The organism is Methanothrix sp., assembly GCA_029907715.1.
GTDB lineage: Archaea > Halobacteriota > Methanosarcinia > Methanotrichales > Methanotrichaceae > Methanothrix_B.
Genome location: JARYLI010000003.1, coordinates 75,809 through 90,171, shown reverse-complemented (window position 1 = coordinate 90,171; position 14,363 = coordinate 75,809). Strand labels below are relative to the sequence as shown.

At 55.3% G+C, this 14,363-nt stretch carries 10 protein-coding genes and 1 tRNA gene; 8 read left to right on the top strand and 3 right to left on the bottom strand.

Annotated elements, in window-relative coordinates; genetic code table 11:
- The first annotated feature begins 55 nt into the window (after nucleotides 1-55).
- Together QHG98_03415 and QHG98_03410 are read left to right on the top strand one after the other, a co-directional pair.
- The gene (locus tag QHG98_03415; GenBank protein MDH7596778.1) at nucleotides 56-763 is read left to right on the top strand and encodes an RNA ligase partner protein; all 708 of its coding nucleotides are present in this window, start codon (nucleotides 56-58) and stop codon (nucleotides 761-763) included.
- A 283-nt stretch (nucleotides 764-1,046) separates the two neighbouring features.
- Nucleotides 1,047-1,118, top strand: a tRNA-Gly gene (locus QHG98_03410).
- 319 nt (nucleotides 1,119-1,437) lie between these two features.
- Here the strand turns inward: QHG98_03410 and pheA are convergent.
- Both pheA and QHG98_03400 read right to left on the bottom strand, forming a co-directional pair.
- Nucleotides 1,438-2,256, bottom strand: a complete 819-nt coding sequence (gene pheA, locus QHG98_03405) for a prephenate dehydratase (GenBank protein ID MDH7596777.1) — start codon at nucleotides 2,254-2,256, stop codon at nucleotides 1,438-1,440.
- The gene (locus QHG98_03400; GenBank protein ID MDH7596776.1) at nucleotides 2,253-3,509 is read right to left on the bottom strand and encodes a hydroxymethylglutaryl-CoA reductase, degradative; all 1,257 of its coding nucleotides are present in this window, start codon (nucleotides 3,507-3,509) and stop codon (nucleotides 2,253-2,255) included. The genes pheA and QHG98_03400 overlap by 4 nt, the downstream gene beginning before the upstream one ends.
- Nucleotides 3,510-3,580: 71 nt before the next feature.
- Here QHG98_03400 and QHG98_03395 point away from each other — a divergent pair, with 71 nt between their 5' ends.
- Complete coding sequence (locus QHG98_03395) at nucleotides 3,581-5,110, top strand: beta-ribofuranosylaminobenzene 5'-phosphate synthase (protein MDH7596775.1); 1,530 nt, start codon at nucleotides 3,581-3,583, stop codon at nucleotides 5,108-5,110.
- 14 nt (nucleotides 5,111-5,124) lie between these two features.
- Nucleotides 5,125-6,174 carry a M42 family metallopeptidase gene (locus QHG98_03390; protein ID MDH7596774.1) on the top strand — a complete coding sequence of 350 codons (1,050 nt, stop codon included), beginning with the start codon at nucleotides 5,125-5,127 and terminating at the stop codon, nucleotides 6,172-6,174.
- 335 nt (nucleotides 6,175-6,509) lie between these two features.
- On the opposite strand, the gene hisS is transcribed toward QHG98_03390, so the two are convergent.
- Nucleotides 6,510-7,859 carry a histidine--tRNA ligase gene (gene hisS / locus QHG98_03385; GenBank protein MDH7596773.1) on the bottom strand — a complete coding sequence of 450 codons (1,350 nt, stop codon included), beginning with the start codon at nucleotides 7,857-7,859 and terminating at the stop codon, nucleotides 6,510-6,512.
- Nucleotides 7,860-7,912: 53 nt separating this feature from the next.
- Between hisS and QHG98_03380 the strand changes: the two genes are divergently transcribed.
- From QHG98_03380 to ileS, 4 genes are all read left to right on the top strand, one after another.
- On the top strand, nucleotides 7,913-8,128 hold the full coding sequence (locus QHG98_03380) for a DUF131 domain-containing protein (GenBank protein MDH7596772.1): 216 nt from the start codon (nucleotides 7,913-7,915) through the stop codon (nucleotides 8,126-8,128).
- A gap of 2 nt (nucleotides 8,129-8,130) precedes the next feature.
- Nucleotides 8,131-8,397 carry a DUF131 domain-containing protein gene (locus tag QHG98_03375; GenBank protein MDH7596771.1) on the top strand — a complete coding sequence of 89 codons (267 nt, stop codon included), beginning with the start codon at nucleotides 8,131-8,133 and terminating at the stop codon, nucleotides 8,395-8,397.
- 106 nt (nucleotides 8,398-8,503) lie between these two features.
- Nucleotides 8,504-11,029 (top strand): magnesium-translocating P-type ATPase, encoded by a 2,526-nt coding sequence (gene mgtA, locus QHG98_03370; protein MDH7596770.1) that lies wholly within the window; start codon nucleotides 8,504-8,506, stop codon nucleotides 11,027-11,029.
- A gap of 142 nt (nucleotides 11,030-11,171) precedes the next feature.
- Nucleotides 11,172-14,321: an isoleucine--tRNA ligase gene (gene ileS, locus QHG98_03365; protein ID MDH7596769.1), complete on the top strand. Its 3,150-nt coding sequence runs from the start codon at nucleotides 11,172-11,174 to the stop codon at nucleotides 14,319-14,321.
- The last annotated feature ends 42 nt before the right edge of the window (nucleotides 14,322-14,363 follow it).

Genomic DNA, 14,363 nt, shown 5'->3' with positions numbered 1-14,363 from the left:
GCCTGTTCCGATGACCAGTCACATCTTAATAGTTTGCCATCCATAAAGCCAGCAGATGTTGCGCCAGAGGTTTGTTTTCGATACCACCGCCCTCACCGACTCGCAGGCTTGGGAGAGCGAGGGCTGCAGCACGCTCTGCGAGGGCATGTCTGCCATCCTACATCGTGTGGCACAGGCGAGGCTGCATCTGGGTATAAGCTGCTACGTTCCGTATCCATCGGTTTACAACGAGATAAGGGACTTCGTAAGGAACAACAACTGTGACATAGCCATACTGGGAAAGGTCGATACCTGGCTCGTCAAGAAGACTCCTGACAGGTACAGGGTCAAGATACCCTCGAAGATCTTCTACGAGTACGTGGACTACATGAGGAGCAGGATCAACAAGGGAATGAACGTGTCAGAGGAGGCGATATGGGAGGCTGTCTCGCGGTGTATAGCCTTAAATTCAACAGGCCAGAGCCTGGATCAGATGAGGGAGGAGATCGAGAGGGAGGTGGTGGGGAGCATAATAAGAAAGTTCCGCGAGAAGTACAGGTCGGCTCTGAGATACGGCATCCTCGACAGCGCCCCGGACATCGATGTTCTGCTGCTCGCAAAAGACCTGGATGCTGCAGTCGTATCCCAGGATCTCGGCATCCAGAGATGGGCGGAGCAGCTGGGTCTGAGGTTCATGGAGGCGAGGGCCTTCCCCCAGATGGTCAGGGAGTACATGAGCTTCGTTCCCCTCCACACAGAGGAGCTGGAGGACCGGATGGTCTGAGACAGTCTCACAATCCCTGAAGAAACCATGCATCGAATCACTGAGATCTGTATCCGTATCATTGAGAGGGAAAGCATGCGACCTCGCGGAACCTGTGGTCTGTTATCCGTAGAATGCAGATCCCTGAGAAGCCATTCAGTGATTTTGGCCCATGACCGGTATCTGCAGCGCCCGATCGAGCTGGCTTCATCCATCCACCAGCGATGCCAGCATGTGTTCATCCGAACACCCCACCGGCCCGTAACGTTTAAAACCTAAAAGCGCATGAGCACTCACTGCTGATGCGCCGATAGTGTAGCGGTTATCACTAGGCGTTGCCAACGCCTAAACTCGGGTTCGAATCCCGATCGGCGCATCTACATCCACTCAGGCTGGAATTACCCTCAGTGTCTTATGCTGGAGAGTGGGTATACGATGAAAGTGGTTTTGATGCTGCTGTTTTCTTCGGCTCTTCTATCAAATGCAACAACTCTTGATGCATCCATGAATCATACTGGCGCAGAAATTATAGTATTCCGCATAAGTTGATATAATATAACATATCACATAAAATAATCTATAAAGTATGACATATCCAGTAGCTTTTAAATGGATTTACATGAAGTGGCGCAAAGAACTATAAATAAAAATATACAAACATCGAGCGACGCTTGTATATAGAGAAGGGAACAATGTCAGGTTAGAATCGCATGATCTTTCGGATAAGACCCCAAAACCCGGACCATGCTGGCAGCATTTTCAATGCCATCGAGCGCCTCCCTCACAGCGCCGTCCTCCATGTGCCCCTCAAGGTCTATGAAGAAGTAGTAATCCCCCAGCTCCCTCCTGCTGGGCCTTGACTCTATCCTCGTGAGGTTGATGTTCCTGATCGCGAACTCTCTGAGAATGGAGAAGAGCGCTCCCGGCCTGTCCTTCTCCAGATAAACAACTATCGACGTTCTGTCATCGCCCGTTCTCCTCGGCATCCTCCTCGAGAGAACAACGAACCTCGTCACATTGTTCTTCGAGTCCTGTATGTCACTGTCAAGCACCTTGAGCCCGTATGTCCTTGCAGCCTCCAGGTTCGCTATCGCAGCCATCTCCGGGAACTCCTGAGCCAGCCTGGCTGCGTGGCTTGTTGAGCCTGTGGTTCTCACCTCGACACCCGGATACCTCCGCCGGATGTACTGCCTGCACTGCGCGAGCGCCTGGGGATGTGAGAGTATGATTCTTACGCTATCGGGATCACCCCTCCCCAGAAGACAGTGTCTTATCGGGATCACAACCTCTCCGCATATGAAAAGTGATCTTCTGAGCAGAAGATCCAGCGTCAGAGCCACAGATCCCTCCAGGCTGTTCTCCAGCGGAACGACTCCGGCATCAGCCTCACAGCTCTCCACAGCATCGAAGATGTCCTCTATATCATCATAGTAAACAAGCTCTGCATCCGGGAACCTCCTCGATGCGGCCATCTCCGAGTAGGAGCCCTTCGGGCCCAGAACGCCTATTCTCAAGAGGAACCACCCAGCTCTCTGAGAAGCTCAGACGCTCGCTCTATGTTTATCCTCCGTTCGGATGCCATCCTCTCCGCGATGATCTCCACCAGCTCCCCCTTTGCTCCGGCCTGGAGCGCGATGTTTCTCGCATGCAACGACATGTGCCCCCGCTGGATGCCCTCGGTGGCAAGCGCCCTGAGCGCTGCAAAGTTCTGGGCGAGGCCGACAGCTGCCATCACCCTGCTCAGCTCATCCGCCGATCTCACGCCCAGTATCCTCACAGCCGCCCTGGCCACGGGGTGCACCCGAGTGGCCCCGCCCACAAGGCCAACCGCCACAGGAAGCTCTATTGTGCCAACGAGATCTCCGTTGTCATCGATCTCGTATCTGGAGAGGGACGAGTACTGCCCGGATCTGGCTGCATATGCATGCGCTCCAGCCTCGACAGCGCGGGTATCATTGCCTGTCGCAAGAACAACAGCTGTAACCCCGTTCATGATCCCCTTGTTGTGCGTGGCAGCCCTGTACGGATCGACCTCGGCGAGCGCTGCGGCCTTGAAGACCGCAGAGACCACCTCTGCCCCACCTATTGCATCTGCCCTGAAAACCGCCCGCGCCCGGGCGAGACGCATGTCCGCGAGGTTCGAGATTATCCGAAGGTGAACCCTTCCGCCTGTCAGACGCTCGATCTCAGGGGCCACAGCCTCTGCCATTGTGTTCACAGCGTTCGCGCCCATCGCATCCCTGCAGTCGACAAGCAGATGCGTGACAACCATAGGGCCGGCTCTGGAATCGATGACATGCACCTCAAGGCCCACGGCCCCGCCGCCGAGCCTGACAAGCATCGGGTCGACCTCATTTGCAGCTCTCAACATCTCGGATGCGTGCTCCAGGATCCTGCACCTTGCTCCATATGGATCCTTCAGATCAACAGCCTGTATCTGTGCTCTCATCACAGGTCCTGTTGAGCTGGTGAAGAATCCGCCGCCATCGCGCGCCATCCTGGCGCCATTGCTGGCCGCTGCTATGACCGATGGCTCCTCTGTGGCCATTGGCACCAGCACCTCACGCCCGTCTATTATGAAGTTTGTAGCGATCCCTAGCGGAACCTGGAAGAGGCCGATCACATTCTCCACCATCTTATCTGCCTGTTCCAGGCTCAGACCGCTCTTTACCATCTCCTTTATCTCAGCATCACCGCAGGCCTCGACGATCTTTTCAAGCCGCTCATCAGGAGGCAGCTTGTAAAATCCCGGGAGTCTCGAACTCATCATCTCAATGCCCCATCCAGCCAGGGTCCAGGAAGGGAAAAACTTTATTCTATTCTCTCAGATTCATGAACATGACCTTTGCCTTTCCTGTGGCCCAGGAGATAGCGAAGCTCGAGAGGATCGTTGGCAGGCTCAGTCCTGTACAGAAGATGCTTCTGGGGACCGATGGCTCTGTGACGAGCCTGCTGGAGGTGATCACAGGCGAGCCTGTGGGGATCGAGACGCTGGAACAGAGGGTGGTGCCGGCGACTGAGGATGTCGCCAGAGAGCTCAACATAGAGGCTGGAGAGGACGTCAACTACCGTGTTGTCAGGCTTAAGAACGTCCGCACCGGCGAGACGCTGATACATGCGGTCTCATACACCCCACTGAAGCGGCTGGAGCCCGGGTTCAGGAACGACCTGATGCGCGCGGACATCCCGATAGGCCAGATACTCCACAAGCACCGCATAGAGTCACGCAGAGATATAACAAAGACAGAGTGCGAGCAGGCGGACGAGAGGATGAGCCAGCTCTTCAACATCTTTCCCAGGGAGCTGATGCTCTCCAGAAGGTACAAGATCATAAGAAAGGGCGAGCCGCTGATCGCCATAAGGGAGACGTTCCCCTACAACATGTTCCAGGACACGCGAAGGGTGATCGTAGAGACGCCTGCAAGGATCCACATGACGCTCACAGACCTCTGCGGCGAGGCCGGGCGGGTCGATGGTGGTGTGGGAATTGCGCTAGATAAGCCGAACATAGTCGTGGAGGGCGAGATCGACAGGGAGCTCTCTGTGGAGGGGACGCAGGCTGAGAGGGCGCTGGACGCAGCGAAAAAGGTCGCCGAGAGATTCGGACTGGGAGGAGCGCGCATATCTGTCAGAAGCTGCTACAGGACGCATGTGGGGCTCGGCAGCGGTACACAGCTTGCTGTGGCTGTTGGAAAGACGCTCTGCGAGCTTTACGGGCATAAGGCGAACATCAGGGAGATAGCATCTGCAGTCAGTCGCGGCGGGACCAGCGGGATAGGGGTCGCGGCATTTGAGATGGGCGGGTTTATAGTGGACGGCGGGCACACATTCGGCCCGGGCAGGGAGAAGTCCGACTTCAGGCCGTCCTCCGCCAGTGCTGGGGTCAGACCACCGCCCGTGATCGCGCGCCACGACTTTCCTGAGAGCTGGAGGATAGTGCTTGCTGTGCCGAACATAGAGAAGGGCGCATACGGCCAGCGCGAGGTCGATATATTCAGGGAGTACTGCCCTGTCCCGCTCTCAGAGGTCCAGGAGCTGTGCTACCAGATAATGGTCAGGATGATGCCATCTGTTATTGAGGAGGACCTCGATACCTTTGGGATGGCTGTTAACAGGATACAGCAGCTGGGCTTCAAACGTGTTGAGGTCGAGCTGCAGCATCCGATGGTCAAGATGCTGATGCAGGAGATGGTCTCGGCTGGAGCTGCATGCGCTGGCCTGAGCTCATTCGGCCCCACAGTTTACGCGATAACAGACACGAACACCAGGGAGATAGAGTCCGCGGCCCGTGATGTTATGGGCGATGTCGGCGGAGAGGTTATTATAACAAGATCGAGGAACCAGGGGGCCAGGATAAGAACCGCGTAGAAGGAGGATTTGAGATGAGATCTTTGCTTGAGAGGCTCAGCAATGCCCATGGAATCGCGGGGAGAGAGGGGAGTGTGATGCAGATCATAAGAGATGAGATCTCTCCCCACGTCGATGAAGTTCATACAGATACGCTGGGCAACCTGGTAGCTACCAGGAGGGGCAAAAGGCCCTCGGTGATGATCGCCGCACACGCCGATGAGATCGGCCTGATGGTCAAGTTTGTCGATGAGAAGGGATTTGTTTACTTCGTGAAGATCGGTGGGTGGTTCGACCAGACGCTTCTGAACCAGAGGGTGATACTTCACACAAAGAATGGTCCTGTTTTCGGCGTCATAGGCTCCAAACCTCCGCATGTGATGAAGGAGGAGGACAGGAAGAAGCCTGTCGATTCCAGGGATATGTTCATAGATGTCGGGGCGAGGGACCAGAACGAAGCGAGGGAGATGGGGATCATTCCTGGCGTGCCGATAACCATCGACAGATCATTTGTTCCACTCAGAGGTGACAGGGTCACAGGAAAGGCTTTTGACAACCGTGCCGGTGTGGCGATGATGATAGAGGCTATGAAGAGAACCAGGACCGAGTGCACAGTGTATGCAGTCAGCACGGTGATGGAGGAGGTTGGCCTGAAGGGTGCGAAGACATGCGCGTTTGGCATCAAGCCCGATCTTGCGATAGTCACAGACACGACAATCCCGGGAGACCATCCTGGTATAGAGAAAAAGGATTCTGCTCTCGAGATGGGGAAGGGGCCGGTCATAACAGTTGTGGACGCATCCGGACGCGGGCTGATAGCAGATCAAGATGTTCTCGACTGGCTCCAGGAGACCGCTGAGCAGTTCAGCATACCCGTACAGCTCGATGTCTCTGGTGGAGGAACGACGGATGCGACCGCGATCCAGCTCACAAGAGAGGGTGTGAAAACAGGAGTTGTGAGCATTGCCACCAGGTACATCCACTCGCCTGTGGAGGTCCTGAGCCTGGAGGATCTCGATAAAGGAGCGGAGCTGATCGCCAGGGCGCTGGAGACTGCTCCGAGATACTTCAGGCGTGAAGGTTAATCCTCTCTCCCACTTTTTCCCAGCCGGCGGAGCTGGAGGTCCTCCATCCTGGTTACTTCAGGGCATGAGGGCAGATCCTCTGGCCGGAGAGCAGATCTGTGGAGCCGAAGGCAGTCCCTAACCTGTTACCCATGGTGCCACAGCCGAAGAGCTGCCGGGCACCATTTTGGGAAATGCGATATCCCCTATTCGCTCTTAGGTATTCAGCAACTTGAAGGACATGCAGGCAGCTGAACGCACTCATTATCTCGCCAGGCGGGAGCGCATAGCGCGACTTTTCTTCGGGCAAGTCATCGGATGGATAAGAGCATCTCCTATTTTTGTGCTGTAATGGTTCAAGCAAAAGCGCTTCTCAGCCTTTCCTCGATCTCCTCGATGCTCAGCTCCTCCTGAGAGCCGCTAACCATGTTCCTGAGAACGAGCTTGCCGGAGTCGAGCTCCCTTCTTCCGACGATTATGACGTACTCGGCGTTGATTGCAGATGCGGATTTCAGCTGAGCGCTCAGAGACCGTCCCATGACATCGATGATCACAGGGAAGACATTCCTGAGACGCTTCGCTACCCGAATTGCATCGATCTTCACATCAGGAGTGAATGCCAGAACCACAGGAGGTCTTGGTCGATCAACCTCGCCCACAACCTCCATTATCCTGTCGAACCCAATGCCAAAGCCCGTGGAGAACGTCTCCGAACCTCCAAACAGACTTGCGAGCTCGTACGACCCGCCGCCGCATATCTGGTTCTGGGCTCCCAGGCCTGAGGCGTAGATCTCGAAGACCGTGCCGGTGTAGTACTCGAGTCCGCGCACTATCTCGAAGTCTACTGTCGCCTCGACGCCGTATGCATCGAGAAGCTCCAGCATCTCCCTGAAATCGCTCAGTTTAACCTCAGACTCCGGAGACCTGCCGGATCTCGCAGAGGCCCGTGCGCCCTCTCCCCCGCTCGCTCCAGATGTCTTCATTTGGGAATGAACACTCCCTACGACTTCTGAGATCTCAACAGATGAAATATCAGAGATGAGCTCCTCAGCCCTGTCGAGCGCATCCCTCCCCTTGAGACTGATCAGCTCCATGATACCGAGATCCTCAGCCCCTATGCTCTGGAGCAGCTCCCTGAGCGCATCTCTCTCCTTCTTGTCGATGAGCCTCATTATGCTCTGCCTGTGTGCCTCAGGGACCTTCTTCAGCATCGATCTCATCAGTCCCAGATACCCTATGTGGATATCTCCCCCGATTCCAACCGCCCTCAGGACCTCGTCAGCCATCGCTATGACCTCAGCCTCTGAGTCGGAGCGTTTCCCGCCGATCAGCTCGCAGCCTAGCTGCCAGAACTCCCTGAACCTGCCCTTCTGCGGCCTCTCATATCTGAAGCAGTTGGCGAAGTAGTACAGCCTTAATGGCTTTGGTGCGCTGTGAAGCTCGCTGACGTACATCCTCATAACAGGCGCGGTGAGCTCCGGCCTGAGGGCGATGTCCCGGCCGCCCTTGTCCTTGAAGCTGTATATCTCCTCTATGACCCCCTCACCTGATTTGAGCGTGAAGAGCTCGAGGTGCTCGAAGGTTGGGGTCGCAATCTCGCGGTAACCCCACCTCTCCATCACACCTATCATCTTCTCCCGAACAGCACGCCTCCTGTGGGCCTCCTCAGGCAGGAAGTCCCTGGTCCCTCTGGGTCTCTGGATCATCACACACGGATTCGCAAAAATGCCTTTATATCTTGCGGCTATACTGTGAATTGATGCTCCGCCTGATCGGCTGGTCTCTGATACTGATGGGGATACTCATCACAATCATCTCACTCCTCTCCTCTGATCTTTCAAGGAGCGAGTTCGGGGGAGTGCTTCTCATAGGCCCAATACCGATCGTCTTCGGATCCACGCCAGGCATGGCATTCGCAGCCATGCTTCTCGCGATAGCGCTCATGCTGATCTCAATAGCGCTCTGGAGGAGATAGATTTGCTGCTGCTTGGAATTCTAATGATGGTTGCGGGGATTCTGCTTCTGATGGCCGCTAGCGTAATGCCTGAGCGTGGGTACGAAGGAGGAGAGACGCCTGCAGACCGGAGGGGAGAGATCCGGGGAGGAGCGGTTGTGATGATCGGACCCATTCCCCTGGTGATCGGATCTGATCAAAGGACGGCTGCGATTCTGATGGCTCTGGCCATTGCTCTCATGGCCATCTGGCTGGTATCTGCATATCTGGGGCATTTCGCAGTGCTGTGAGGTATATAGTTCAGCCGCATCCTGGTCAGTACCGGCCTGAGAAGATGCGTTCGCGTGCACATGCGTGAAAGTGCTGTGATCATCAACCACAGATGGAAATGGTCGCATGGTTCAGGATGACATTTCTGCTTTCTGGGCGCTCAGCACAGAGGCTGTGATGAAAGAGCTCGCCACAGGACCAGCTGGCCTGAGCGAGTCTGAGGCTGGGGAGAGGCTCAGAAGGTATGGATCAAATATCCCCAGGCGGCGGAAGCAGCCAAAAGATCTCGTTCTTCTGCTATCCCAGTTCAGAAGCCCCATAATCATGCTGCTCGTCTTCGCCGCACTCCTCTCCTTATATCTGCACCAGAATTTAGAGGCAGGCCTTGTACTGGCAATAGTCTTTGCAAGCGGGATCCTGGGTTTCTGGCAGGAGAGAACTGCTGCAGGCACAATAGCCAGGCTTCTGGCGATGGTTCAGGTCAGGGCAACAGTCGTGAGGGCGGGCTCCAAGAAGGAGATCCCGGTTGAGTCTGTTGTGCCAGGGGACATAATCATTCTCAGAGCAGGAGATATAATTCCAGGAGACTGCCGCATCCTGGAGTCCAGAGATCTCTTCGTCAACGAGGCTGCACTCACAGGAGAGACGTATCCCGTTGAGAAAACGACTGAAATCCTGCCTGAGGACACACCCATGGCAGAAAGGCGCAACAGCCTGTTCATGGGAACAAATGTCGTCAGCGGGACCGCAACCGCGATCGTGGTGCATACAGGAAGGCGGACCGAGTTCGGCAGGATATCGCATCATCTGGAGCTCGGAAGGCCAGAGACGGACTTCGAGAGGGGCCTCAGGAGCTTTGGGTATTTTCTCATGGAGCTCACACTGCTGCTTGTGGTGGCGATCTTCGCCATCAATGTCTATCTGGATAGGCCTGTACTCGAGTCGTTTCTCTTCTCCCTTGCTCTTGCAGTAGGCCTGACACCACAGCTTCTGCCGGCGATAGTGAGCGTTAACCTGGCACACGGAGCGAGGGAGATGGCCGCAGTCCGGGTGATCGTCAAGCGGCTCGCCTCCATAGAGAACTTCGGCAGCATGAACGTACTCTGCTGCGACAAAACCGGAACGCTCACCGAAGGCGCAGCGAAGATGCATGCCGCTTTGGATGTGGATGGAAGAGAGAACCAGGATGTTTTCCTCTTCGCATATCTCAACGCATTCTACGAAACCGGCTTCACAAATCCCATGGATCAGGCCATACTCAGCTATCGCCACCCGGACATATCCGGCTTCAAGAAGCTGGACGAAATCCCCTACGACTTTGTTCGCAAGAGGTTGAGCATACTCGTCTCAAGAGAGGGAGAGAAGCTGCTGATCACCAAGGGTGCCCTGAGAAGCATTCTGGAGATATGCAGCTCAGTCCGGACCTCTGATGGCATCGTGGATATCGATCCCGTCAAAGAGAACATACAGCAGATGTTCAGCGATTTCAGCAGCAAGGGATACAGGGTGCTGGGTCTTGCCTGCAGGAAGATTTCTGGAGAATCCGTGACAAAGGATGACGAGAGCGATATGACCTTTCTCGGCTTTCTCATATTCTTTGATCCCCCAAAGGAGGGCATAGCCGGTACGGTGGCAAACCTCGCAGGCCTTGGCGTGAACCTGAAGATGATCACAGGGGACAGCAAACTTGTGGCATCAACCGTTGGTGAAGAGGTCGGCCTGAGAAAGGGTACAGTTCTCACAGGCAGCGACCTCAGACGGATCAGTGACGAGGCTCTTCAGAGACTGGTTCGTGATGTTGATATCTTCGCTGAGGTCGAGCCGAACCAAAAGGAGCGGATAATCCTCGCTCTGAGGAGGAACGGCGATGTTGTTGGCTACATGGGAGATGGCATCAATGATGTATCTGCCCTGCACGCCTCAGACATCAGCATCTCTGTTGAGAATGCGGTGGATATCGCCAAGGACGCGGCTGATATCGTCCTCATGGAAAAAGATCTGAACGTTCTTGTCAGGGGTGTGGTCGCGGGTCGAAAGACGTTCGCCAACACCATGAAGTATGTCTTCATGGCGACATCTGCCAACTTCGGCAACATGTTCAGCATGGCCCTCCTCTCGCTCTTCCTGCCGTTTCTCCCGATGCTTCCAGTCCAGGTGCTCCTGACAAATCTCCTCACCGATCTGCCGGAGATGGCCATAGCCAGCGATTCTGTCGATCCGGAATATCTGATTAAGCCCAGGCGTTGGTCGATAAGGCTCATCCGCGACTTCATGGCTGTATTCGGGTTGCTGAGCTCCCTGTTCGACTATCTGACCTTCGGAGCGCTTCTGTTTCTGCTCCACGCCAACACAGCCCAGTTCCGAACAGGCTGGTTCATCGAATCTGTTATATCCGCCTCGATGGTCGTTCTGGTCATACGCACACGTCGGCCTTTCTTCAGATCTGTGCCCAGCAGATACCTCGTCGCATCAACCCTGGGGGTGGGTGTGGTCACATTTCTGCTGCCCTACACGTCTCTCGGGAGGCTGTTCGTTTTCACGCCGCTTCCCCTGAGCTTCCTGACTGCAACCATCGTGATTGTGGCCATCTATGTTCTCACGGCAGAGCTGGCCAAGAGTCTCTTCTACAGAAGATCTGCTGTGGCTGTATGAGGGGTGCATGAGCACAGCCGATCGAAAAAAGACCTGCTGAGGATGGGAGGTGAAGTCCACGCCTGGAAACACCGCAGACCGCATAAAGGCTAAATAGAGCATCGCCAAATGGTCCAGAGCTGCTTTAACTGGAGGACTGGGTGTGATCGTCGAGGTTCCAGGACAGTACAACCCCAAGAATGTCGAGGATGAGGTCAGAGAGTTCTGGCATAGAGAGGATACCTACCACAAGGTCAGGAGACTGAGATCCGGAGGAAGGCGGTTCTTCTTCGTCGACGGCCCTCCTTACACGACTGGCAGGATTCACCTCGGCACAGCCTGGAACAAGGTGATCAAGGACTCGATTCTGAGATACATGTCCATGAAGGGGCACGAGCTCAAGGACCGGGCCGGCTGGGACATGCACGGTCTCCCGATAGAGGTCAAGGTCGAGGAGCATCTCGGATTCAGGAGCAAGAAGGATATCGAGACATATGGGGTGGACAGGTTCATCGAGCAGTGCAAGAGCTTCGCATTGAGGCAGAAGGACGAGATGACGGAGCAGTTCAAGTCCCTGGGGGTATGGCTCGACTGGGATAACCCGTACATGACTCTGAAGAATGAGTATATAGAGGCAGCATGGTGGACGCTGAAGAGAGCGCATGAACGGGGGCTGCTGGAGAGGGGTTTGAGGGTGGTGAACTGGTGTCCGAGGTGCCAGACAGCCATCGCAGACTCCGAGGTCGAGTACTGGGATGAGAAAGATCCCTCGATATACGTCAAGTTCCCTGTGGAGGGTGAGGATAACACATACATCGTGATATGGACCACAACACCCTGGACCATTCCCGCAAACGTCGCTGTCGCTGTTCATAAGGACTTCATGTACTCAAAGGTTCGCGCCTGGCGCAGGGATGGCACGTACGAGATACTCATAATGGCAACAGATCTCATCGAGAATGTCCTGAAACAGGGGAGGTACGTGGATTATGAGATACTGGAGAGCATGAGGGGAGAGGATCTGCTCTCGCTGACGTACAGAAACCCGCTGCAGGATCTGGTCCCCACGCAGAGGGATTTCGTCCACGGGGTTCATCTTGCTGATTTTGTAACCGCCGAGAACACCGGAATCGTGCACATAGCACCAGGCCACGGCCTCGAGGATTACGAGCTCGGCCTCGAGAAGAGGCTTCCGATATTCTGTCCGGTCGGGGAGGACGGTAGATACACATCAGAGGCCGGCGAGAAATACGAGGGGAAGTACGTCAGGGATGCAAACCCGGAGGTCGTGGAGGATCTCATGGAGAGGGGCGCGCTTCTCGCGAGCGGAGAGCTCGTCCACAGATATGGCCACTGCTGGAGGTGCAAGACACCGATAATATTCATAGCCACAAGGCAGTGGTTCATCAGGATATCCGATCTCAGGGATCAGATGCTCCGGGAGATCGAGAGGGTCTCCTGGTACCCGGAGTGGGCAGGATCAGCTAGATTCAAAGACTGGATATCGAACGCCAGAGACTGGTGCATATCCAGGCAGCGATACTGGGGGATACCCCTCCCAATCTGGATCTGCAGGAGCTGCGGCGCTATTGATGTCATCGGCACAGCCGCGGAGCTTGAGATGCGCGCAGGCCGGACTGTGGAGGATCTGCACCGGCCAGCGGTGGATGATGTGAGGCTGAGATGCAGCTGCGGCGGCCAAATGGAGAGAGTGCCGGATGTCTTCGATGTGTGGTTCGACAGCGCTGTCGCCTCGTGGGCCACGCTGAACTTCCCAAGGGATGAGAAGGAGTTCAGCGTCTGGTGGCCTGCTGATTTCATAACAGAGGGGCATGACCAGACAAGGGGCTGGTTCTACTCGCAGCTCGGCGCGAGCATGGTTGCATTCGGCAGAGCCCCGTATAAGAGCGTCCTCATGCACGGGTTCACGCTCGACGAGCAGGGAAGGAAGATGTCAAAGAGCATAGGAAACGTGGTACACCCAGAGGATGTCGTTGGGAGATACGGTGCTGACACCCTGCGCTTCTACGTCCTCTCATCGAATGCACCCTGGGAGGATCTCCACTTCAGCTGGGAGGGGGCGATGAATGTCAACCGTATGCTCAACATACTCTGGAACGCCTACCGCTTCCCCCTGCCCTACATGATTCTTGACAAATTTGACATATCGAAGGCAGATACGAGCAGGTACAACCTCAGACCTGAGGACCGCTGGATCATCTCAAGGGTGAACTCGCTGGCAAAGGAGATCGAGGAGAACATGGCGGGGTACATGCTTCACAGAGTTACAAGATCTCTGCAGGATTTCGTCCTCGAGGACCTCTCGAGATGGTACATCCAGCTCGTGCGTCCAAGGACTTGGATCGAGACCGATGATCCGGACAAGCTCGCTGCCTATGCAACTCTCTACACAGTCATGTCGACCCTGGTGAAGCTCATGGCGCCGTTCACGCCTTTCCTGGCTGAGAGCATCTATCAGAACCTCGTTAGGGGTCTGGATCCATGCGCTCCGGAGTCTGTCCACATGTGCGACTGGCCAGGCTACAGGGAGGATCTGATAGATAAAAGGCTCGAGGAGAGCATGAGCTACGTAAGGGAGATCTCTGAGGCTGTAGCCAATGCAAGGCAGAAGGGCGGAAGAAAGCTTCGCTGGCCGGTCTCCAGGATAATAATCTCATCTGATGAGCAGCTCGATCTCATGGATCTCATCCATGTTCTCAGGTCGCAGACCAACTCCAAGGATGTGGTCATCCTGCCTCCGGGAGAGAAGCCTGAGATGAATCTGGAGATCTCCGTCGTCCAGAAGAAGATAGGGCCTGTCTTCAAGGGAGAGTCGAAGGATGTGGTCGAGGCTCTTGAATCCATGAATCCGAGGGAGGTAAAGCGGATCATCGAGAGCGGAGAGCCCATTGAGTGGAAGGGCAAAAGCTACAGGATCACAGGCGAGATGGTCGAGTTCAGGGAGATACCTCCTGCGAACCTGATACCGGCTGAGTTCTCGAAGGGCATGGTGTACGTGGATACAACACTAACCGACGAACTCAAAGCAGAGGGATACACGCGCGAGATAATACGGAGGATACAGGACATGAGGAAGGAGCTGGATCTGAAGGTGGATGAGATGATCAGGGTCTCCGTAGCTCTGGACAGCAGTGAGGTTCTGGGACTCGTCTCAGGCTGGAAGGACCACATAAGCAGCGAGGTGAGGGCGACTCTTTTAAGAATGGGAAATGATTTAGATATTGAGGGAGAACTCACCAGAAACTGGGAGGTTGACGGCGTAAATATAAGGGTCTCAGTGGCAAGAGCCTGAAACTCCCGGCCGAAGCGAGATCTCCCCTCTTGGAGAGGAACT

Bases quoted from the DNA above. Each gene is read 5' to 3' on its own strand.
- QHG98_03415 (MDH7596778.1), top strand. From the start codon at position 56: ATGTTGCGCCAGAGGTTTGTTTTCGATACCACCGCCCTCACCGACTCG.
- QHG98_03400 (MDH7596776.1), bottom strand. From the start codon at position 3,509: ATGAGTTCGAGACTCCCGGGATTTTACAAGCTGCCTCCTGATGAGCGG.
- QHG98_03395 (MDH7596775.1), top strand. From the start codon at position 3,581: ATGACCTTTGCCTTTCCTGTGGCCCAGGAGATAGCGAAGCTCGAGAGG.
- QHG98_03390 (MDH7596774.1), top strand. From the start codon at position 5,125: ATGAGATCTTTGCTTGAGAGGCTCAGCAATGCCCATGGAATCGCGGGG.
- hisS (MDH7596773.1), bottom strand. From the start codon at position 7,859: ATGATCCAGAGACCCAGAGGGACCAGGGACTTCCTGCCTGAGGAGGCC.
- QHG98_03380 (MDH7596772.1), top strand. From the start codon at position 7,913: ATGCTCCGCCTGATCGGCTGGTCTCTGATACTGATGGGGATACTCATC.
- mgtA (MDH7596770.1), top strand. From the start codon at position 8,504: ATGGTTCAGGATGACATTTCTGCTTTCTGGGCGCTCAGCACAGAGGCT.